The following is a 21,042-nucleotide window of genomic DNA, read 5'->3' on the forward strand; positions in this document are numbered from 1 at the left end:
CCTTCCCGTCCCGATCGCAACACACGACGCCCGGATCAGGACGCCCGGGTCGCCGCCTGAACCCAGACCAGAGGCTGGCCCGGCGCCTGGCGTTCCAGCCATTCGTAGGGCGCCTCGTTCCACCTCAGAACCCAGGGGCTCAGGTTGTCGAGAACCCGTTCGCCCTCGGGCGTGGCCACCAGAAGCACAGCGTGACGTTCGCCGGCCCGCGTGAGGACGATCGCGATCGACAGGGCGGCAGGATCAACACCCTCTTCGATCAGCAACCGTCGCTTCGCCAGGACATAGTCCTCGCAGTCGCCGACCGCTCCGTGGCCCCGTGGGGAGACCCAGACGTCCGCCTGCCCATAGGCGACGGCGTCCGGGGCCCGGCGGATCGCCCGGTTGACGCGACGGGTGACCGTCTCGAGGCGCTGGACCGTCACGTCGGCGACCGGCAGGGACGGAGCCATCGGCACGGCCGCAGGCGTGTCGCGCGGCAGCGTTTTCGATAGCGGGCCGCGCCGGTATTTGCGGCGGTCGTCCTTGAGCCTGCGGATATCCTGCGGCGTCGGCTTCAGTTGCCCCCATCCGGCGGTCGATCGCCCGGGGCCGGCCACGACAACGGGATCCATCCCGGTGACCGGGCCGACCGGGGGCGCAACCGTCGATGCCGGGCCCGCCGCAGTTGCGCTCGCGAGGCCTGCAGTCTCGAAGACCGCGTTCCAGCGGGCGCGCGCCGCCCAGGTGCGGACCTCGGACAGAAGAGAGTCGGTGGGCCGTGTCACGGCGAGGCATTCCGACGGCGTGCGCTCACACATCTCAATGAAGCCCGTCGGCGCGGAGGCCGTCGGCCCCAGAGCCATGGGATCCGGTACGCCGTCCGCGGCCCAGGCCGATCCGCTCGTCAGGCAGAGCAGAACAAGGCTCAGAAGAGCGAGACGGCCATGGATGTGTAAGATCATGCGAGACCCCATTGTCGGGGGCGATTACTGCATGATGACTTATAAGGTTCGGATTATGGACTTGGTACAGACAGTGTTTAGACTTATAGTTTCTGCTTCTTAACCTTGCCTTGGCATGAGCCCGCACCGTGGGCCCAGGGCCACTCACATTTCATCGGTTTCCAGAGTTTCGTTGCGGCAGATCTTTTCCGGGTCGATCGAAGGCTCCCGGCCGGCTTGCCTGCCCTATCGAACATACAACCCGAGGATTATTCCGGGCGTTTGTGGGAAGAGCCCAAAGAGCAGCTTCGCACAGGCTGCGAGCGTCTTTCAGACGAGGACCGACATCACAAGGCCCGCCAAACCCCAGAACAGGGCCGCGCCGCCGATCATCAGTCCGTAGCCGGACTGCGGCGTCCAGCGACGGGTTTCTCGGGCCCTCACCAGGCCGTTCCAGCCGGCGGAATGACGGGACATGGGTGAGCTCCGGCGATCAGTCTCGGGCGCGGCTTGCAACGGGCCGGGTTGCGATGGCCGTAACGCATGAGGTTAAGCGCGATTCATTCCTCCGGTTGTGTGTTCTGAAGGTCACGAATCGCCGTTCCGTGAACGAAAGCCGCCCACATCTATTGCGCCGCAACACGAGACGAAGCTTAACTCCGCATTAAGCACACCCTCAGGGGGCTCTCTCGACATGTTTGACGGCGTTGTCTCGCACAGGTCTCGTTCGGCTGTCGTCTACCGGGCCGACGGCGCGCACTGGCGACCCCGGTTCGGTCGCTCTGGACTCTGCCGGTCGCTCAAACGCGCCTTCGACCTTCTGGCGGCGTCATTCCTGCTGCTTTTCCTGCTGCCCGCCTGGGCTGTGATCTCTGCGGCGATCGCACTGGACAGCCGGGGACCGATCCTGTTCCGCCAGCAACGCACCGGCCAGCACGGACGCATCTTCAACATCTACAAGTTTCGCTCGATGACGGTGGCGGAGCCCGGCGTGTCCGTGAACCATGCGACCCGCGACGATGCCCGTGTGACGCGCGTCGGCAGAGTCCTGCGCGAAACGAGCCTGGATGAGGTTCCGCAACTCCTCAACGTGCTCCGGGGCGAAATGGCTCTCGTCGGTCCTCGTCCGCATGCGGTGGAACACGACCGGCACTATGCCGCCATCCTGCCCCACTATGACCGGCGCTTCGCCGTCCGCCCCGGATTGACAGGGCTGGCCCAGATCCAGGGTCTGCGCGGAGAGATCCATGACATCAGCAGCATGGCCCGCCGGGTCGACGCCGACGTCCTGTACGCCAGTCACTGGAGCTTCCCCGGCGACCTGGCCATCATGGTCCGAACCCTGCCCCTGCTGCTCGCCCGGGTGAACGCCTACTAGCACCGGGCGCCAAGGGGCCGCCCCTGCCTGCCCGCGGGGGTCGTCCAGGCGCGGCTTTGACGGCCCGGATCAACCATGCGAAACCCTGCGACGCTGGCGTCCGGGCGGGATGTCGCGGGTTCGTCGCCCGCAACCGGCGCCACCTCCTTCCGGGCCTTCTCCCCATGGCCGAACGCGCGATCAACAAATTGGGTCACCGCATCGGCGCGCGGGGCGGAAAGACGCGCGCCGCAATCCTCGACGCCACCCGTCGTTTGCTGGATCGCCGGCATCTGGGCGAGATCCGGGTCGCCGACGTGGCCCTTGAGGCCGGGGTATCGCCCTCGAATTTCTACACCTATTTCAAGACGGTGGAGGAGCCGGTTCTGGCGCTTTGCGAAGCGGCGGCCGTCGATTTCGCCCCCCTGTCGCGCCATCTTGAGGGCGACTGGTCCGCCGATCAGGCCTTCGGCGCCGCCCGCGCCTACGTCATGGACGTGCTGCTGATCTGGCGCGACCACGGCCCGGTGCTGCGGATCGAGCATATGCTGGCCGACAAGGGCGAGGCCGGATTCGTGGAGGCGCGCATCCGCCGGCTACGCCGGGTTCACCTGTCGCTCGAGCGGCGCATCGCGGTGGCCCACGCGACCGGCTACCACGCCCCGGGCCTCGATCCGCGCCTGACCTCCTATGAGGTCGCCAATCTGGTGGAATCGGTCGCCGCAGGCTTCGACCTGATGCGACGCGGCGATACCCCCCCTGACGCCATCATCGACACCACGGCCCATATCGTCGTGAAGCTGGTGACGGGGCGCTAAAGGCCGAGCGGCCCATAGAGCCAGGTCAGCCAGATTCCGATGGCCAGAAAAGTGCCGAACGGCAGCTTCTGCGTCATCTCGACCTTCCGCCGGGTGATGAGCAGGGTCAGGACGATGCTGAAGCCCGCTGCACAGGCCCAGAGCAGCACCGTCGGAAGGCCGGTCCACCCGACCCAGGCCCCGGCGCCTGCGAACAGGATGGGGTCGCCGCCGCCGAGCCCTTCCCTCCCGCGCACGCGGCGGTAGACCTCGGCCAGGAGCCACAGAATGCCGAACCCGATGGCGGCCCCGACCAGTTGCGGGATCGGCCAGCCCCGGGCCAGCCATCCCGCTGCGACCAGTCCCGTCGCGATCAGCGGCAGGGTCAGCTCGTCCGGCAGCCAGAAATTCTCGGCATCGATCAGGGCGATGAGCAGAAGCTGCCACCCCAGGGCCGCCGTCGCCCCGACCAGAAGCCAGCCGCCTTCATGGCCCCACAGCGCGGCCCAGACGCCGATGGCCGCGGCCCCACTTTCGATCAGGATATAGCGCGGCGACACGGCCGCACCGCACACAGCGCATCGGCCGCGCTGGACCAGCCAGCTGATCACGGGAACCAGCTGCCACGGCTTCAGCGTTGCGCCGCAGCTCATGCAGTGGGACGGCGTCAGGACGATCTCCTCGTCCCTCGGCATGCGCACGGTCACCGCAGCGATGAAGCTGCCGAAGATCAGGCCCAGCAGGCCCATGACGATGGCGAAGACGACGGGTGACATGGTCCACCCTTACCCGTCAGCCCCCTCCGAGCGCCACCGCGATCCGATAGGTGACGAGGGACGCCAGATAGGCCAGGGCGAACATGTAGACGACCATGACCCACATCCATTTCCAGCTGTTCAGCTCCCGCTTGACCACACCCAGGGTCGCCACGCATTGCGGCGCGAAGACATACCAGGCCAGGAAGCTCAGCCCCGTCGCCAGCGACCATTGCGCCGCCAGGGTCGCGCCCAGCAGACTGCCCGCGCTCTCCACGTCGGCGACGGAATAGACGGTTCCGAGCGCCGCGACCGCGACCTCGCGCGCCGCCATTCCCGGCACCAGGGCCACGACCATCTGCCAGTTGAAGCCGATGGGTGCGAAGATCGGCTCCAGCGCGTGGCCGATCATCCCGGCGAAGGAATAGTCGATGGCCGGCTGTGTCGCGCCCTCGGGCGGATAGGGGAAGGTCGAGGCGGCCCAGACGACAATCATCAGCGGCAGGATGATCCGCGCCGCGCGCTCCATGAATATCCGGGCGCGAAGCCACAGATTGAAAAGAATATTCTTCGCGTCGGGCAGCTTGTAGGCCGGCAGTTCCATCATGAAGGGCTCGACCGCGCCCCGCCAGAAGATCTTGCGGATCACGAAGGAGACCAGCAGCGCCGACACGATGCCCGCCGCATAGAGGCCGAACATCACCAGACCCTGCAGATTGGCGAAGCCCCAGACTGTCTGCTGGGGAATGAAGGCGCCGATGATCAGGGTGTAGACCGGAATCCGCGCCGAACAGGTCATCAGGGGCGCCACCATGATGGTGGTCAGCCGGTCGCGCCTGGCGTCGATCACCCGCGCGGCCATCACGCCCGGAATGGCGCAGGCGAAACTGGACAACAGGGGAATGAAGGCGCGCCCGTGCAGCCCTGCCCCGCCCATGATGCGGTCCATGAGGAAGGCCGCCCGGGCCATATAGCCGAAGTCTTCCAGCAGGATGATGAAGGCGAACAGGATCACGATCTGCGGCAGGAAGACCAGCACGCCCCCCACGCCCGCGATCACCCCGTCGACGATCAGGCTCTGCACCAGGGGCCAGACCGGCCCCGAGTCCGGAACGACGGCGCCGACGCCCGCGCCCAGCAGGCCGAAGCCCGCCTCGATCGCATCCATCGCCGGGGTCGCCCAGGCGAACACCGCCTGGAACATCACGAACAACAGGGTCATGAGGATGACGAGGCCGATGACGGGATGCAGCAGGACCCCGTCGATCTTCCCGGTCAGGGTGTCGGGCCGCTCGGGCGGACGCACCGTGGCCCGCATGATCTGTTCTGCCCGCCGGTGCGCGCCGCGAATGGCGTCGGCGTCCGGCGCGGTCCAGGTTTCGCCCCCGGAAATCCACCCGGGTCCGGCCGCAGTCTCGATCTCGGCGACCAGGTCATCAATGCCGCGCTTGCGCGTCGCCACCGTGGTCACGATCGGCACCCCCAATTCAGCCCGCAGCGTCTCCAGATCGATTCGAAGACCCTGCCGCTGGGCGATGTCGTACATGTTGAGGGCCAGAACCATCGGCCGGCCCACGGCCTTCAGCTCCAGGATCAGCCGCAATACAAGCCGCAGGTTGGTCGCGTCGGCTACGGCCACGATCACATCGGGCGCGGCCTCGCCCTGAAGCCGTCCAAGGACCGCGTCCCGGGTGACTTCCTCGTCAGGGCTGCGGGCCCGCAGGGAATAGGTGCCGGGCAGGTCCAGCACCGACATCGACCGCCCTGAGGGGGACTGGATGCGGCCCTCCTTCCGTTCGACGGTGACGCCGGCGTAGTTGGCCACCTTCTGGTGGGCGCCGGTCAGGGCATTGAACAGGGCGGTCTTTCCCGAGTTGGGATTGCCGACCAGGGCGACCCGGACGGGCCGAACAGCGACGTCCATCTATTCAGCGGCTTCCGCGAACAGTTCGACGGTCAGGCCCCGCGCCTCATGCCGACGCAGGGCGACACGCATATCGTCGACTTTCAGGGCCATGGGATCACGGCCGAACACGCCCTGATGAAGCAGCTGGATGCGCGCGCCCTCGACGAAGCCCAGTTCCAGCAGGCGGCGCTCCAGTTCTGCGCCGTGCTCGTCGCCGCCGACTGATCCGACCCGGGTGATGACGCCCCGGTCGCCCAGCCGTGCGTCGCTCAGGGATATGACGTTGCTCATTGCGAACGCTTATCAGGAGCGACGGGAAAGTCCAGCGGCGACACGACGCACCCCGCCTCTCTCGAGGGATCCGGGACGTGGTGAGGCCTATTCCGCCGCGGCCGGGATCGGATCGTTGGCGGTCGCTTCCCGGGCCTCCCACTCCTCGATCTTGCGGGCCGTGTATTCGGGCGACCGCGTGAAGCGAGCCAGGGCGCCATAGATCACCGGCACCACGAACAGGGTCAGCAGCGTAGAGAACATCGCTCCGGCGAAGATGACCACGCCGATGGTCTGGCGGCTCCCCGCCCCCGCGCCTTGCCACAGGACCAGCGGGAGCGCGCCGAACGCCGTGGCGATCGAGGTCATGATGATCGGGCGAAGGCGCAGCGCCGAGCTCTCGACGATGGCCTCCTTGATGGAGCGACCCTGATCCCGCAGCTGGTTGGCGAACTCCACGATCAGGATGCCGTTCTTGGCCGCGATCCCGATCAGGATGATCAGTCCGATCTGCGAATAGATGTTCAGGCTCGACCCGGCCATGAGCAGGCCGAACAGACCCCCGGCCGCCGCGAGCGGCACGGTCAGCATGATCACCGCCGGAGTGATCCAGCTTTCGAACTGGGCCGCCAGCACCAGGAAGACGAGCAGCAGAGCCAGGCCGAAGGCCCAGGCCACGGCGCCGCCGGCCTCCTGCTGGTCCCGCGCCGCGCCGCCGTACTGGATGCTCACCACGCCCTGCGGCTGTTTGGCGATCTCCGCCTCCATGAAGGCGACGGCGTCGGCGATGGTCGTACCGGGATTGAGGTCGGCGCTGATCGTGATGGCCCGCTGCCGATCCAGACGTCGCCGGTCCGGCGTATCGCCGGAGGTCTGGGTCGTGACAACCGAAGACAGAGGGACCAGCGCTCCCGAGCCCGCGCCAACATAGAGCCGTTCAAGGTCGGCGATCGACGTCCGGTCGGCACGATCCGTCTGCAGGATGACATCGTACTCCTGCCCGCCACGGATATAGGTCGTGGCCCGGCGCGATCCGAACATCGTCTCCAGCGTCCGCCCGATCTCCTGGGACGACACGCCGAGGGCGGCGGCCTTCTCCGGATCGACATCGACCAGCAGGCGGGGCGCGTTCGGCTCATAGTTCAGACGCGGACGCGAGAAGCCCGGATTCTCCTGAGCCGCCGCGAGGATGGGCTGCAGCCAGTTGTAGATCTCCTCGTATTCCTGACCGGTCGCGATCACCTCGATCGAGTTTCCGCCACCGCCGCCACCGCCACCGCCCCCGCCACGCTGGAAGGCCCCCGGCACCGAGGCATTGACCTGGGCCCCCGTCTGACCGCGCAGCTTGCCGTTCAGCTCCTGGGCGATCTCGTCGGCGGACCGGTCGCGCTCGGACCAGTCCTTGAGGATCAGCGACGCATTGCCGGAGTTGAAACTGCCCCCGCCGAAGCCGGGAGATGAGATGAGGAAGCTCTCGACCTCGCCGGCGTTCTTGTACTCGGCCAGGATCGGTTCGAGGCCCATCATGATGTTGCGGGTATAGTCGAAACCCGCGCCTTCAGGCCCGGCGACCCGCACCTGAACGCGGCCCCGATCCTCCGGCGGCACCAGCTCATCGGGCAACGTCAGGAACATGCCCGCGGCCCCGGCCCCGACCAGCAGGATCAGCAGGGAGACTCCGATGACGGCGAACCGCTGGCCGACCATGGCGTCCAGCGAATGAGCGTAGGAGGTTTTCAGCCCCTCCATCGCCCGGTCGACATTCCGCGCCAGCCAGCCGGAGCCGGCGGCGGGCCTGAGGATCTTTGAGGCCAGCATCGGCGACAGGCTCAGCGCCAGGAAGGCCGAGAAGGCCACGGCCGCGGCGATCGCCGCCGCCAATTCGACGAACAGCCGCCCGACATATCCGGGCAGGAACAGCAGGGGGGCGAAGACGGCCAGCAGAGTCACAGTCGTGGCGATGACAGCGAAGAAGACCTGACGCGTGCCGCGCTCGGCGGCCACCAGCGGCGGCTCGCCGTGGTCGAGGCGGCGCTGGATGTTCTCGGTCACGACGATGGCGTCGTCGACGACGAGGCCGATGGCCAGAACGAGGGCCAGCAGCGTCAGCAGGTTCAGCGAGAAGCCCAGCGGCGCCAGGACGATGAAGGTCGCCAGAAGGCAGATCGGGGCCACGATCGACGGGATCAGCGCCGCCCGGAAACTGCCGAGGAAGATGAAATTCACGAGGGCCACCAGCACCATGGAGATGCCGATGGTGATCCAGACCTCGTCGATCGCATGGGAGGTGAAGACCGAGTTGTCCGAGCCCACAACCAGTTCGGTGCCCGGCGGCAGGGTGCCCTGCAACTCGCCGACGAGAGCCGTGACGCCCTTGGAGATTTCAAGGTCGTTGGACTGGGCCTGACGGGTGACGGCCAGACCGATCTGATCGAGACCGTTGCCGCGGAACAGGCGCCGCACCTCGGCGGGCCCTTCCTCGACGCGGGCGATGTCGCCCAGCCGCGTCACATAGGTGGCGCGCGCCTGCAGGGCGCCGGTCGCGCCCGAACCGTTGGGGATGGAGCCGGTCGAGACCGCGCCGGAGGCGCCGCTGGATCCGATCGAGGCGGACCCGGCCGTGCCGATCGGCAGCTGGGCGAAGTCCTGGGGCCGGGCATAGGTCCGCGCCACGCGGACGGTGTAGTCCTTGTCCGTTGACTCCAGGGCACCGGCCGGCAGTTCGACGTTCTGGCTGGTCAGGGCCTGTTCGACATCCGAGACCGTCAGGCCGCGCGCCCCCATGGCGGCGGCGTCGAGCCAGATCCGCATGGCGTAGCGCTGCTCGCCGTAGATCTGGGCCTGGGCAACGCCGGGCACGGTCGCCAGACGGTCCAGCAGGTTGCGGTCGGCGTAGTCGGTCAGTTCCAGCCGGTTCATCGACGACGACCGCAGGAACAGGATCATGATGGGGGCGCTGTCGGAATCGGCCTTGGACACTTCAGGCGGCTGGGCCTGATCCGGCAGGCGGCCCTGCACCCGGCTGACCCGGTCGCGCACGTCCGAGGCGGCGACGTCGATGTCGCGATCAAGGGCGAACTCGATGGTGACGTTGGATCGGCCGTCGCGGCTGGACGAGGTGATCCGCTCGACGCCCTGGATGCCGGCGACCTGCTGTTCGATCGGCTCGGTGATCCGGTTCTCGATGACCTCGGCCGAGGCCCCTGCATAGGCGGTCGACACCGAGACGATCGGCGGATCCACGTCCGGCAGTTCCCTCACCGGCAGGAAGAAGAAGGCCGCCGCCCCGATCACGCAAAGGACGATCGCGGCCACGGCCGCGAACACCGGCCTCCGGACGGAGACGTCAGACAGCATCATCGCGTGGCCGCCGGGACTTGCGCATTGCCCTGGCGTGCGCCGCCGCCTGGACCACCGCCCGCGCCCGCAACGGTCACAGGGGCATTGGGCTGTATCCGGTTCAGGCCGGAGCCGACGACCCGGTCGCTGGCCGACAGACCGGAGACGATCTCGACAAAGCCGTTCTCGACCGCGCCGGTCTCGACGGTCACCCGCTGGGCGGTCGATCCCCGCTCGCCGGCGGCGATACGATAGACGAACGCCCCGTCGCCTTCGTACTGGATCGCGGATTCAGGGACGGACGGCGTCTGCCGCTGGCCCTGCTGGATACCGACCCGCATCAGCATGCCCGGCCGGATACGCCCGCCGGGATTGGGGAACTCGGCGCGCGCGGTCACCGCGCGGGTCGTCTCATTGATCCGGGTGTCGATCAGGGCGATCCGGCCCGAGAACTGTTCGGCCCCGTAGGCGTCGGCCGTGGCCACGATCGGCAAGCCCTGACGCAGCACGCCGAGATACCGTTCGGGCACCGGGAAATCGACCCGGATCACAGACGTGTCGTCCAGGGTGGCGATCACCGCCCCCGGGCTGATCAGCGTCCCTGCCGTCACCGTGGAAAGCCCGAGTGTGCCGGCGAACGGCGCCCGGATCATCCGGTCCCCGCGACGCGCCTCGGCGGCGGACAGGGCGGCCTGGGCCGTTTCCAGCGCGGTCTCGGCGTCCTCGGCGGAGACCCGGGGCGCGACTCCCCGCTCGGCCAGTTCCCGGAACCGATCGTACTCGCGCTGGGCCTGCGCCACCTGGGCGCGGGCCTGGATGATGCTGGCGTCCTCCTCGCGCGCCTGAAGCTGCACCAGAGGCGTCCCCGCCGCCACCCGCTGGCCGTCCGAGAACAGGACCGCCGTGATCAGTTCGGACGTGCTGGAGGTGATGTTCACGGAACGTCGCCCGCGCGCGACGCCGAGCACATTGATCTGGTCGCTGAAGGGACGGAGCGTCACCACCGCTTCCGACACCGTCTGACCGCGCCCGCCGCCCGGACCGCCCCGGCCGCCGCCCGGGCCACCCGCGCTGCCTCCATCGCCCGCGAAGGCGACGCGCAGCACGGCGGCGACGATCATCAGACCGAGCACGGCGGCGGCGATGACGAGGAACGAATGACGTCTGATCACGCGGCACAGTCTCTGAAAGCAAGCGGGCGGGGCCCGGAATAACCATTCCGACCCCAGAGGCAACCTAAAGAGTATGTAACGCCTGCCGTTCCGGTTTCCGTCGCGCCATTCGGTCGCGGATCAGAACCGTCGCCACAGGGCGATGACCGCGCCCTCCGCGAGCGGCGTCTCCCGTCCCGCGACGGTGCGTCGCCACCCGGCCTGCAGACTCCACTGGCCGAGATTGCGCACCACTGAAGTCTCGACCGACAGCCAGCGCGCGCCGTCACCGTCGGTCATTCCGCCGAACGCCTGACCCAGGACCATCCAGCCTTCGCCGAAGTGGCTCCCGAACGTGACATCCGCCCGCGTCTCGTCCGGCAGGCCGTCGCGCATCCTTCGAGCCGCCTGGACTTCCACGAAAGACCGGTCCGGCCCCCATCCGCCCGCAAGCCCCCGGCCCGGCCCGCCCAGTGACCGGCCTGCGGACACGCGGACCTCCCAGTCCTGGTCGCCTACGCCCGGCGCGGCATAGCCGGCGTTGCGCCCGTCGCCCGCCATCGCATAGCCGGCATAGAGGCTGACGGCATTGCGATCGTCGCGATACGCCTGCCAGGTCAGGCCGAGTTCGACGGGTCCCCGCCCGACATAGTCGACGAAAGCGTCCTCCCCCGACTGCCAGTCACCCTTGAACTGCAACGTCAAGGTCTCGGTCAGCCCGTACTCGACGAACAGCCCCAGCGAGCGATCCTCCCGCTCCGCCGGCAAGGTCAGGACGGCGCCCGTAGGGTCGTACCCCTCCTTCGCCCGCATCGCCTCTGCCTTGACGATCACCTGGCCCTTTCCCCTTTGCTGGGTCCAGGCGTTGGCCGAGGCCGAGGTGGCCGCCGTCGCGAGCAGCAGGCCCGCGAGGCAGCGATGCAGCATCAGGCGTCGTAGCCTGGAGATTTGCGATCCAGCAGACGCAGCGCGCCGGGCCAGGCGAGGGCGGAAACGAACCCGATCCCGCGCCCCTGCTCCTTCGTCTCGGCCTGGGCCGCGTCCGGCGCCATCAGCACATGCTCGCGTCCGCCGGACAGGGCCGCAATCTGCTGAGCGCAGGCCCGCTCCAGGAAGAACATTCCGACCCAGGCCGCCGCCGCGGTCTGACCGACCGCCAGCGTCCCATGATTCCGCAGCAGCATCAGCGGCTTGTCGCCCAGATCGGCCACCAGCCGTTCGCGCTCGTCGTGGTTCAGCGCCAGCCCCTCATAGCCGTGATAGGCGACCTGGTGCTGCAACAGACAGGCGTTCTGGCCGATCGGCAGAAGGCCCTCCTGCTGCGCCGCCACCCCGACGCCGGCCACGGTGTGCAGATGGATGACGTAGTGCGCATCCTCGCGCGCCCCATGGATGGCCGAATGAATGGTGAAACCGGCCGGATTGATGAAGTTCTGTGTCTCCTGGACGATGTTCCCGTCCAGATCGACCTTCACGAGAGACGAGGCCGTGATCTCCTCGAAATAGTAGCCGTAGGGGTTGATCAGGAAGTGGTGTTCCGGACCGGGCACCCGCGCGGAAATATGGGTGAAGATCATGTCGTCCCAACCGTGCAGGGCGACCAGCCGGTACAGGGCGGCCAGATCGACCCGCGCCTGCCATTCCTCGGCGGACACTCGCGATTTCATGGACTGGGCGGCGCCGTCGGCCATACTGACTCCTCCATCGCCTCTTTGCGGGCGACGCCTACCGTCGCGCCAACCTCCGATCGGGTCAAGGCAAACGGCATTCAGCCTTGATTAACCGAGTTTTCACCACCCACGGCCAAGGTGGCCCCGTCGGATATTCAAATCCGGCCGGAGTTCGCCGTGACCGCAGTCGTCAAGCTTCAGTCCCATCGCTCTTCGGACACGGAGACCCTGTCGTCTGCACAACATCTGCTTGAGCTGGCGCGAAGCAAACACGTGGACGACCGCCGCCGGCTGCTGCTCGGCATCGCCGCCCTTTGCGACGCGACCCCGCCCGGCGCCGAGGCCTCCCCCATCCTCGGCGAGATCTTCATGGTCATCGCCCGTCAGGCCGAACGCGAAATCCGCAAGGCCCTGTCCGACAGCCTCGCCGCCGCCGAATGGGCCCCGCCCGCGCTGATCGCCATGCTGGCGCTGGACGAGATCGAGATCGCGCGGCCCGTCATCGCACGGAGCCCGCTGCTCAAGGATCAGGACCTTCTGCGCGTCCTGGTCGAGGCCACCATCGAACATCAGATCGAAGTCGCCCGTCGTCCGCACATCAGCGGTCGCGTCGCCGACGCCATCATCGACCGCGGCGAACCGGCCAGCCTCACGGCCCTGGCCGGCAACAAGACCGCCGAGGTCAGCGATGACGCGCTCGGCCGGCTGGTCGAACAGTCGCGGCGCATCGCCGCCCTGCGCGCGCCCCTGACCCGACACCCGCGCCTGAACGACGCCCTCGCGACGCAACTCTATCAGTGGGTGGGTCAATCCCTGCGCGAGGCGATCGGCGAGCGGTTCCGCGTCGATGAAAGCAAGCTCGTAGAGGCCATCGACACCGTCGTCCGGCCCACTCCTTCAGGAGGAGCCGAGCCGCTCGGCATCGCGGCTGCTGATGTCACCGATCCCGAGGAGATGGAACGGCGGCTCGTCGCCAAGCTGCAGAGCTCGGGCCAGTTGCGGGCCGGTTTCCTGATCCGGGCCGTGCGCGAACAACGCCTGAGCCTGTTCGAACATGGTATCGCGGCCCTCGGCGGCTTCCCGATCACCCATATCCGCGCCGCGATCGTGCGCCCCAGCCCGGACGCCCTGTTCCTGGCCTGCGCCGCCGTCGGCATCGACCGGGCCGTCTTCCCGGCCGTCCTCGATGAAATCCGGAAGTTGAACGGCGGCTGGCCCGGCGACGGCGACGAAGGCTATGCGGGGCGGCTGACCCTGCCGCCGTCAGCAGCCATGCGCGAATTCCGCGCTCTGATGGGTCACATCGGGTCCTGAACGACCGCGAGGCGTTTGACTTCCCTCGCAGGCTCGGCTTCTCGTGACCGGGTGAGCGTAGACCCGTCCTCTCTCAGAATCGCTTTTTGCGCCAGCGACCGGCCGGAGGCCGCGCAGGCTCGCGAACGGCTGTCCGAACGCTACGGCGGAGTTCCGGAGGCCCAGGCCGATGTTATCGTGGCCCTGGGCGGCGACGGCTTCATGCTTGAGACGATGCACGCCAATCTGATGCGCAAGATTCCGGTCTACGGCATGAACAGGGGCTCGGTCGGGTTCCTGTTGAACGACTATGACGAGGAAGGCCTGCCCGAACGGATCGCCGCCGCAGGCCGCGCCGTCATCCACCCGCTGCAGATGGACGCCGTGACCGGGACCGGCGAGACCCACACGGGGCTGGCCATCAACGAGGTCTCCCTGCTGCGCCAGACCCGCCAGTCAGCCAAGCTCAGGATCAGCGTCGACGGCAAGGTCCGGCTGGAGGAGCTGACTTGCGACGGCTGCCTGGTGGCGACCCCCGCCGGGTCCACCGCCTACAATCTTTCGGCCCATGGACCGATCATCCCGATCAATGCACGGATGCTGGCGCTCACGCCGATCAGCGCCTTCCGGCCCCGACGCTGGCGCGGCGCCCTGCTCTCCCACCGCGCCAGAGTGGAGTTCGAGGTGCTGGAAGCCGACAAACGCCCCGTCAGCGCCGTGGCCGACGGACTGGAGATCCGCCACGTCGTGAAGGTCGCCGTCAAGGAACGCCGCGACGTCGGCCTGACGATGCTGTTCGACGCCGGCCGGTCCTTCGAGGAACGCGTTCTGGCGGAGCAATTTACGGGCTGATTGCAAGTCACGGGTTCTTAAGGCCCCGCGTGCATCTTGTGCGGGTTCGTTCTCAGGAGTCGTCGTGAGCAATCCGGCCCAGGTCATCCGTCCGCCCAACATGCTGCGCGCCAAGGTCGGCGGCGGCTTCGGAGGCATCAATGCCGACGCCATCGCCAAGGCCGAAGAGGCCCTGAAGGCGATGTCCGGCCAATTCGGCCAGTGGCTTCAGGACGAAATCACCAAACTCGACGCCGCCCAGGCCGCGATCCGCGCGGAAGGCTACAACGCCGCTACGGCCGAGGGCCTGTACTACCGCGCCCACGACCTGAAGGGTCTTGGCGCCACCTACCAGTATCCCCTGGTCACCCGTCTCGCCGGTTCGCTGTGCAAGCTGATGGACGATCCCATCAAGCGCCTCGACGCCCCGATGATGCTGATCGACGCCCACATCGACGCCATCCGCGCCGTCGTCCGCGACCAGATCCAGACCGACGACCATCCCACGGGCCGCGTCCTGTCGGAAACGCTCGAAGCCAAGGTCGCCGCGCACCGGGCCGGGTAAGCGCTCCCTCTCCCGGCTGGAGACGGTTCGTCTTTGATACCCATCAACGGATCGTCCGAATCCGCTTTTGAAATCAATGCTCGGCCCTGACGAGAGCCTTTATCTGAGGCGCCCGGTTAAACGCACGTACACTGCCGTTGTCCGGTCTTTGACAATCCAGGTGCGCCGACCAACAGGCAATTTCGCATAATCCTGTCCGGCGGACATTTACTCGCCAGGCAAACCCCTGAAATTGCTCGGGCGACTAACCGTTTCGTCCGTTTCGTCAGGGTATTTTCGTCCGGACTGCGCGGACGAACGTCCTAGGCTGCGTTCGCGGCCGTCATTCTGCCGGGCGCGACGGCCGGCTGATCCAGCCGCTCCATCAGATAGGCCAGGTCATCCCTCGGCGCGTTCGGCCGCTGGGTCAGGAACCGTTCCAGCATCCGCTCGCGGAAGGCCTCGCCGGATGTATCCGCGCCCTCGGCCGAAAGCTGACGCCAGGTGTCGACCCCGGCCCGGAAGGCCTGGAACAGACGCGGCGGCAGACCGGCCCGGTCGTAGATCGCCTTCAGCCCCAACGGCCCCGCATCGTGCACCATCAGCCAGGCGCGTTGATGCGGCGTAGACGACAACTCGGCGAGCCCATGCTCGAACAGGGTCATCTTGCCGCGCGCCAGGGCCCGCAGAAGCAGGGACGCCGTCAGGGCCTTCCGCGCATTCAATTGCGAAACAAAGGTCGTCAGATCGGCGCTGGCCCCTGCCTGGTCGATCAGATCCACGGTCGCCCGCTCGCGGGCGAAGCCCGACAGGCGGATCGCGGTCTCCGGCGCCACGGCGTGGCGGGTGATCAGGTGTTCACGCACGGCATCTGACGCAAGCGCGACCAGCCGTTCAGTGATGTCCAGCGGCAGGACCTGGCGATAGGCCAGAGCCGCGACGACCTCGGGCTTGTCGCCGAACCGGTCCACCACCTTGCCCATCGCGCCTTCCGAAAGGTCGGCGTTGTCGTTCGAGGCCAGGGTTCGAACTGCGGTCTCGCAGCCGTCGGTGCTCAGAACATCGGCCACGTCGCGCGAGACAGTCGGACGGGCGGCGATCGCGACCTGCCGCACTGCCGAGCCGGCGCGCACGATCTCGATCAGGTCCTCGTCGCTGAACACGGGCGACGAGCCGATGATCGGCAGGGCGATGGAATCCACATCGGCGGCCAGAATCCGGGCCACGTCCCGCGGCAGGAGATCAGAGCTTTTCAGCGTCACGGCCAGGGCCCGGCGCACCAGTTCGGCGGCGTCGTTGGCCAGGACCCGCAGGATCTTCTGCGCCGCATCGCGATCCTCGTCTGTCAGATCGGCCCGGTCGATGCTGCGACACAGTTTGTGGGCGGCCGAGGCGCGTTCGTCGTCATCGGTCGCCTTGATCAGGCGGCGGATGTCGAACTCGGTCAGGCGGGCGCGATGGGCGGTCATGGGGTTCTTCTGGCGAGTCGCGGTCGGACGACGTCAGGGTGAACCTGCAGGCTTAACGCCCGGTTTACTATGGCCTCACGCGCCCGATTTGGCCTCAGGCGAGAATGCCCCGCCGAAACCCCCGCCCTTCCCGTCGCCGTCCTGACCCAGAAGCAAGGCCAGCAGGCTCTGGTCCTGCTTCAGCCGGTCAAGCCGGGCCGCCAGGGCCTGATCCTGTTCGCTCAGCGGCGGCGCCGAAGGACCGACCGGCGTCACCGCCCCGCCCTCCCCGGCCGTGCGCTGGAGATTGGCGTGAACCTCGGCCACCGTCGCCGCCCGCCCGTCGCGATAGAAGATCGAACGGTTGGCCGCCGCCGCCTGCGGGAACATGGCCACGGCGCTGGATCCCGGCCGGGTCTGCATGGCTTCCATGATCTGGGCGGCGCCCGCAGGTCCGAGGAAGTGGGCGGCATAGAGGTCGCCCGCGCCCGGCTCCCGCCCCGTCCGGCCACGGAGATAGGCGGCGTTCGACGCCGTCAGCTCGCCCGCCATGATCGATGCGGCCTGGGGATCGAAGCGAAGGTCCAGCACCACGTTCCGCGCCGAGCCCTCGACGCGCCAGCGACCATCCGATCCGCGATGGATCAGGTCGGCATACTGGCCGTATCCGTGCTTGGCCCCATGCTGCTTCACCGTTGCCAGCCAAGTCTGCTCGATGAACTGGAACAGGCCCGAGGCCGAGGACGTCGGCGCCTTGGCATTGGGATTGAACGAACTTTCCCGCCGCGCCGTGCGCATCAGGAAATCGTAGTCCACGCCGGTCGAGTTCGAGGCGCGTCGAATCGCGGCCTCCACTCCTCCCGACGCTGGAATCGCTCCGACGCTCATGCGGCGCAGGCTCGGAGATCATGGTTAATCGAGCGTTAATGTCGGTTAACGACGTCGCTCTCGCTCCAGATGGTTTCCTGATCGTCGTTCAGTCAGAAACGGTGATTTCGGACGCCCCAATCCCGCCATGAGCCGCGCGCGTCATTCTCCCATGGGTTGCTGGGGAGCGGCACTGAGAGGGAAGTGACGGCCATGATGATACAAACCGCAGGCGGCCCCGGACTGGTCAGCCCCATCGACTTCGGCGAGCGGCGAAAGCCCCTGCCCCGTGCGACATGGATCGCGATCAGCGTGGTCGCTCTCGCCCATATCGGGGTCGGGACGGCGCTGTACTACCAGCGGTTCGAACTCAAAATGCCGCCGGACCGCAGCGAGCCGCGGGTCATCGACGGCAGCGTCATCGTGCTCGAACGCAAGCCGCCGCCCCCGGTCATCGCAATAGACCCGCCGGCGCCGAATCCGCCGGTGCATCGTCCGGAGACGCCGCCCGCAAATGTCGAGACTCTGGCCACGGTCATTCCCGACGTCCCGACCGCCGCGACCGGCCCGGTCATCAACACGACGGTTCTGGTCGATCCTGCAGCGGCGACCGGTGCGGCTGCCGAACCAGCCGTAGAAGCGCCGCGCAGCCCTCCGGTCATCCGCTCGCCGCAGTGGATCAGCCGCCCCACCGGGGACCAGTTGACGCGTGCCTATCCCTCGCGTGCGCTCACCGGCGAGGTCGCGGGCTCGGCCACGCTCAGCTGCCGCGTCCAAGCGGCCGGTACGGTAACAGGCTGCACCGTCGTATCGGAAACACCAGGAGGTTACGGCTTCGGCCGGTCGGCCCAGCAGCTGGCCCGTTACTTCCGGATGAGTCCCCGGACGGTCGACGGTCAGGCGATCGACGGAGCCCAGGTCAGCATCGGCATCCGCTTCACCCTGCCTGAGGACTGAACCTAAGCGGGTCGAGGGCGGTCGCGTGGGATCCGCGCGGCCGCCCTTCGACCCCGTCGGCCACGATACGGCCGACGAGCGGTCCCAGCAGCCAGCCGTTCCGCCTCGGCGCCAGGGCGAGATGAAGTCCTGTGCCCACCGTGCCCGCCAGAGGAAGGCCGTCGGCCGTCGCTCCGCGTACGCCGCCTCGCCATTCGACTGCCTCCGGAGCCGCCGCTGCGGACAGCCGCATGGCGACCTCGATCAACCTCGCCGACTCCGCCGGGTCAGGCACGGCATCCCGGCTGCGGCGGACCATCGTCGCCCCGATCAGAGATCCTGCCGATACCGGCGCGACATAGCCCCCGGCGCCGCGCACCACCCTGTCGGTCAGAGGCGCTTCGGTCCGCCCGATCTGACCGGCGATCGGCTCGATCCCGCTGATCAAGTCCCTGACCATCGGCGGCAGGCCCGGCAAGGCGGCAGCGACCCCGGTGGCAATAACCAGTTGTCGAGTTTCGATCGGGCCAGCCGTTGTCTCGACACACCAGCCCCGGCGCGTCGAGACGACACTCCGTGCCTCGGCGACGACCAGACCGGCGCCCAGTCCCCCCCGAAGGGTTTCAAGCGCCATCACCGCATCGATGCGTCCGTCGCTCCCGGCTGTGACCCTGTCGCCCGCCGCACTTGCCGGGAAGCCGAGACGGCAGAGCGCTTCAGCGACCTCGCCCGCATCCGGCCCACGCCACTCGGCCGGCCTTGTGTCCAGCGACAGTCCTGACCGCGCAGCAAACTCCGGCCACAGGGCCGCCGCGTCGCGCAGCAAGGCCGCCCTGTCGGCATCGACCCTTTCCAGCACGCTTTCGAAGGCCGGTGCGATCATGCCCGCAGCGACCGAAGAGGCGTTCGGCCCACCGGGATCCACGACGCGGACATCGTGCCCGCGTGCCCTCAGTTCGGCGGCGACCGACAGGCCCAGCACGCCGGCCCCGATCACCAGGATGTCACAGGAGATGTCCGCCACGGCCGGTCCTTCGACCGACCGGGCGGGGATTTCAAGCCTCAGGCAACCCTTGACCTATTCTGCCGCAAGTTCCGCCGCCTCGCGTTCGTCCTTCGCAGCGTCCAGCCGGTCGACCAGGGCGTCGTGCTGACGCCAGAGGGCGGCAGGCAAACGGTCGGCGAACTGGGCGTAGAACTCGGGAATCAGGGCGGCTTCCTCGGACCAGACGTCGACGTCGACATCCAGCAGGGTCGCCAGGCCATGATCCGACAGGGACAGGCCTTCGAGATCCAGAGCGGCCCGCGTCGGCACGCGGCCGACGGCCGTGTCCAGCGCCTCAGCCTTGCCGTCCAGCCGCTCGGAAATCCACTTCAGGACGCGGGCGTTGTCGCCGAAGCCCGGCCAGACAAAACGGCCGTCCTCGTCCTTGCGGAACCAGTTGACGAAATAGACGCCCGGCAGTTTCGCCGGATCGGCCTTCTCGCCGAGGCTCAGCCAGTGAGCGAAATAGTCGCCCATGTTGTAACCGCAGAAGGGCAGCATCGCGAACGGGTCGCGGCGGAGGGTTCCGATGGCGTTTTCCGCCGCCGCCGTGCCTTCAGAGGCAACGGTCGAGCCCATGAACACCCCATGCTCCCAGTCGAAGGCCTCGGTCACCAGAGGCACGGCGCTGGCGCGGCGGCCGCCGAACAGGATGGCGTCGATCGGCACGCCCCTCGGGTCCTCCCACTCCGGCGCAATCGTCGGGCACTGGGACGCGGGCGCGGCGAAGCGGGCGTTCGGGTGAGCCGCCGGTTCTCCGGACACCGGATCGTGCGGCTGACCCTTCCAGTTGGTCATGCCCTCTGGCGCCTCCTTCGTGAGGCCCTCCCACCAGACGTCGCCATCGGCCGTCAGGGCCGTGTTGGTGAAAACCGTATTGGTCGCCAGGGTCGCCAGGGCGTTCTGATTGGTGTTGCGGCTCGTGCCCGGCGCGACGCCGAAGAAGCCGGCTTCCGGGTTCACGGCGTACAGACGCCCGTCATCGCCGAAGCGCATCCAGGCGATGTCGTCGCCGATCGTCTCGGCCTTCCAGCCCGGGATCGACGGCTGCAGCATGGCGAGATTGGTCTTGCCGCACGCCGACGGGAAGGCGGCGGCCATATACTTGGCCTGACCCTCGGGATTGGTCAGCTTGAGGATCAGCATGTGCTCGGCCAGCCAGCCCTCGTCGCGGGCCATGACCGAGGCGATGCGCAGTGCGTAGCATTTCTTGCCCAGCAGGGCGTTGCCGCCGTAGCCGGAGCCGTAGGACCAGATTTCGCGCGTCTCGGGATAGTGGACGATCCACTTGTCGGCATTGCAGGGCCACGGCACGTCGGCCTCGCCCTCGGCCAGCGGCGCGCCCAGCGTATGGACGGCCGGCACGAAGACACCCTCGTCTCCCATCAGGTCCAGCACCGGCTGGCCCATGCGGGTCATGATGCCCATCGAGACGGCGACATAGCCGCTGTCGGTGATTTCGACACCGAGGGCGCTGAGCTCGGAGCCCAGGGGCCCCATGGAGAAGGGCACGACATACATGGTCCGGCCGGCCATGCAGCCGTCGAACAGGCCAGCCATCCGTTCGCGCATCTCGGCCGGATCGGCCCAGTTGTTGGTCGGGCCGGCGTCCTGTTCGTCCGTGGAACAGATGAAGGTGCGGCTCTCGACCCGAGCGACGTCGCGGGGGTCGGAGGCGGCATAGTAGCTGCCGGGCCGTTTGGTCTGGTCCAGGACCTTCAGCGTGCCCTTGTCGATCAGGTCGGCGATAATCGCCGCCTTCTCCGCCTCCGACCCGTCGCACCAGTGAACCCGTGACGGCCTGGTCAGGGCGGCGATCTGTTCGACCCAGGCGATCAGGCCCTGATGACGGGTCGGCGCCGGGCGAAGGCCCGGTACGGCGGTGCTGGAATCCACGCGAACTCTCCTGA

General features: G+C 67.9%; 19 protein-coding genes. 6 read left to right on the forward strand and 13 right to left on the reverse strand.

What is annotated here, in order from left to right; all coding sequences use genetic code 11:
* Positions 1-35: 35 nt before the first annotated feature.
* Both Q0044_RS09695 and Q0044_RS09700 read right to left on the reverse strand, forming a co-directional pair.
* Positions 36-944: a transglutaminase-like cysteine peptidase gene (locus Q0044_RS09695; protein ID WP_298161822.1), complete on the reverse strand. Its 909-nt coding sequence runs from the start codon at positions 942-944 to the stop codon at positions 36-38.
* Positions 945-1,253: 309 nt separating this feature from the next.
* Complete coding sequence (locus Q0044_RS09700) at positions 1,254-1,400, reverse strand: hypothetical protein (RefSeq protein WP_298161824.1); 147 nt, start codon at positions 1,398-1,400, stop codon at positions 1,254-1,256.
* A 217-nt stretch (positions 1,401-1,617) separates the two neighbouring features.
* Between Q0044_RS09700 and Q0044_RS09705 the strand changes: the two genes are divergently transcribed.
* Both Q0044_RS09705 and Q0044_RS09710 read left to right on the forward strand, forming a co-directional pair.
* Entirely contained in the window at positions 1,618-2,301 is a 684-nt protein-coding gene (locus Q0044_RS09705; protein ID WP_298161826.1) for a sugar transferase, read from the forward strand.
* A gap of 164 nt (positions 2,302-2,465) precedes the next feature.
* Positions 2,466-3,098 carry a TetR/AcrR family transcriptional regulator gene (locus tag Q0044_RS09710; protein WP_298161827.1) on the forward strand — a complete coding sequence of 211 codons (633 nt, stop codon included), beginning with the start codon at positions 2,466-2,468 and terminating at the stop codon, positions 3,096-3,098.
* Here the strand turns inward: Q0044_RS09710 and Q0044_RS09715 are convergent.
* From Q0044_RS09715 to Q0044_RS09745, 7 genes are all read right to left on the reverse strand, one after another.
* Entirely contained in the window at positions 3,095-3,853 is a 759-nt protein-coding gene (locus Q0044_RS09715; RefSeq protein WP_298161828.1) for a prepilin peptidase, read from the reverse strand. The genes Q0044_RS09710 and Q0044_RS09715 overlap by 4 nt on opposite strands.
* 16 nt (positions 3,854-3,869) lie before the next feature.
* The gene (gene feoB / locus Q0044_RS09720) at positions 3,870-5,756 is read right to left on the reverse strand and encodes a ferrous iron transporter B (RefSeq protein ID WP_298161829.1); all 1,887 of its coding nucleotides are present in this window, start codon (positions 5,754-5,756) and stop codon (positions 3,870-3,872) included.
* Positions 5,757-6,029 carry a FeoA family protein gene (locus Q0044_RS09725; protein WP_298161830.1) on the reverse strand — a complete coding sequence of 91 codons (273 nt, stop codon included), beginning with the start codon at positions 6,027-6,029 and terminating at the stop codon, positions 5,757-5,759.
* 87 nt (positions 6,030-6,116) lie between these two features.
* On the reverse strand, positions 6,117-9,365 hold the full coding sequence (locus Q0044_RS09730; RefSeq protein WP_298161837.1) for an efflux RND transporter permease subunit: 3,249 nt from the start codon (positions 9,363-9,365) through the stop codon (positions 6,117-6,119).
* Complete coding sequence (locus tag Q0044_RS09735; protein ID WP_298161838.1) at positions 9,365-10,519, reverse strand: efflux RND transporter periplasmic adaptor subunit; 1,155 nt, start codon at positions 10,517-10,519, stop codon at positions 9,365-9,367. The genes Q0044_RS09730 and Q0044_RS09735 overlap by 1 nt, the downstream gene beginning before the upstream one ends.
* 120 nt (positions 10,520-10,639) lie before the next feature.
* Complete coding sequence (locus Q0044_RS09740) at positions 10,640-11,425, reverse strand: hypothetical protein (RefSeq protein ID WP_298161840.1); 786 nt, start codon at positions 11,423-11,425, stop codon at positions 10,640-10,642.
* A complete protein-coding gene (locus tag Q0044_RS09745) occupies positions 11,425-12,189 on the reverse strand; it encodes a class II aldolase/adducin family protein (RefSeq protein ID WP_298161841.1) in 765 nt (254 codons plus the stop codon). Before Q0044_RS09745 ends, Q0044_RS09740 begins: the two co-directional genes overlap by 1 nt.
* Before the next feature lie 156 nt (positions 12,190-12,345).
* On the opposite strand from Q0044_RS09745, the gene Q0044_RS09750 reads away from it, so the two are divergent.
* The 3 genes from Q0044_RS09750 (at position 12,346) to Q0044_RS09760 (ending at position 14,857) form a co-directional block, all read left to right on the forward strand.
* On the forward strand, positions 12,346-13,482 hold the full coding sequence (locus Q0044_RS09750) for a DUF2336 domain-containing protein (protein ID WP_298161842.1): 1,137 nt from the start codon (positions 12,346-12,348) through the stop codon (positions 13,480-13,482).
* A gap of 51 nt (positions 13,483-13,533) precedes the next feature.
* Entirely contained in the window at positions 13,534-14,313 is a 780-nt protein-coding gene (locus Q0044_RS09755) for an NAD kinase (RefSeq protein WP_298161844.1), read from the forward strand.
* A 64-nt stretch (positions 14,314-14,377) separates the two neighbouring features.
* Positions 14,378-14,857, forward strand: a complete 480-nt coding sequence (locus Q0044_RS09760; protein WP_298161846.1) for an RNA-binding protein — start codon at positions 14,378-14,380, stop codon at positions 14,855-14,857.
* Between the two features lie 302 nt (positions 14,858-15,159).
* On the opposite strand, the gene spbR is transcribed toward Q0044_RS09760, so the two are convergent.
* Positions 15,160-16,305: a SpbR family protein gene (spbR, locus tag Q0044_RS09765; protein WP_298161847.1), complete on the reverse strand. Its 1,146-nt coding sequence runs from the start codon at positions 16,303-16,305 to the stop codon at positions 15,160-15,162.
* Between the two features lie 75 nt (positions 16,306-16,380).
* Entirely contained in the window at positions 16,381-17,172 is a 792-nt protein-coding gene (locus Q0044_RS09770) for a transglycosylase SLT domain-containing protein (RefSeq protein WP_298161848.1), read from the reverse strand.
* A 192-nt stretch (positions 17,173-17,364) separates the two neighbouring features.
* Between Q0044_RS09770 and Q0044_RS09775 the strand changes: the two genes are divergently transcribed.
* Complete coding sequence (locus tag Q0044_RS09775; protein WP_298161849.1) at positions 17,365-18,108, forward strand: TonB family protein; 744 nt, start codon at positions 17,365-17,367, stop codon at positions 18,106-18,108.
* On the opposite strand, the gene Q0044_RS09780 is transcribed toward Q0044_RS09775, so the two are convergent.
* Together Q0044_RS09780 and Q0044_RS09785 are read right to left on the reverse strand one after the other, a co-directional pair.
* The gene (locus tag Q0044_RS09780; protein ID WP_298161851.1) at positions 18,089-19,111 is read right to left on the reverse strand and encodes an NAD(P)/FAD-dependent oxidoreductase; all 1,023 of its coding nucleotides are present in this window, start codon (positions 19,109-19,111) and stop codon (positions 18,089-18,091) included. The two genes, Q0044_RS09775 and Q0044_RS09780, sit on opposite strands and share 20 nt — an antisense overlap.
* 54 nt (positions 19,112-19,165) lie before the next feature.
* The gene (locus tag Q0044_RS09785; protein WP_298161852.1) at positions 19,166-21,028 is read right to left on the reverse strand and encodes a phosphoenolpyruvate carboxykinase (GTP); all 1,863 of its coding nucleotides are present in this window, start codon (positions 21,026-21,028) and stop codon (positions 19,166-19,168) included.
* Positions 21,029-21,042: the final 14 nt, after the last annotated feature.

The organism is Brevundimonas sp. (assembly GCF_027484365.1).
Classification (GTDB): Bacteria; Pseudomonadota; Alphaproteobacteria; order Caulobacterales; family Caulobacteraceae; genus Brevundimonas.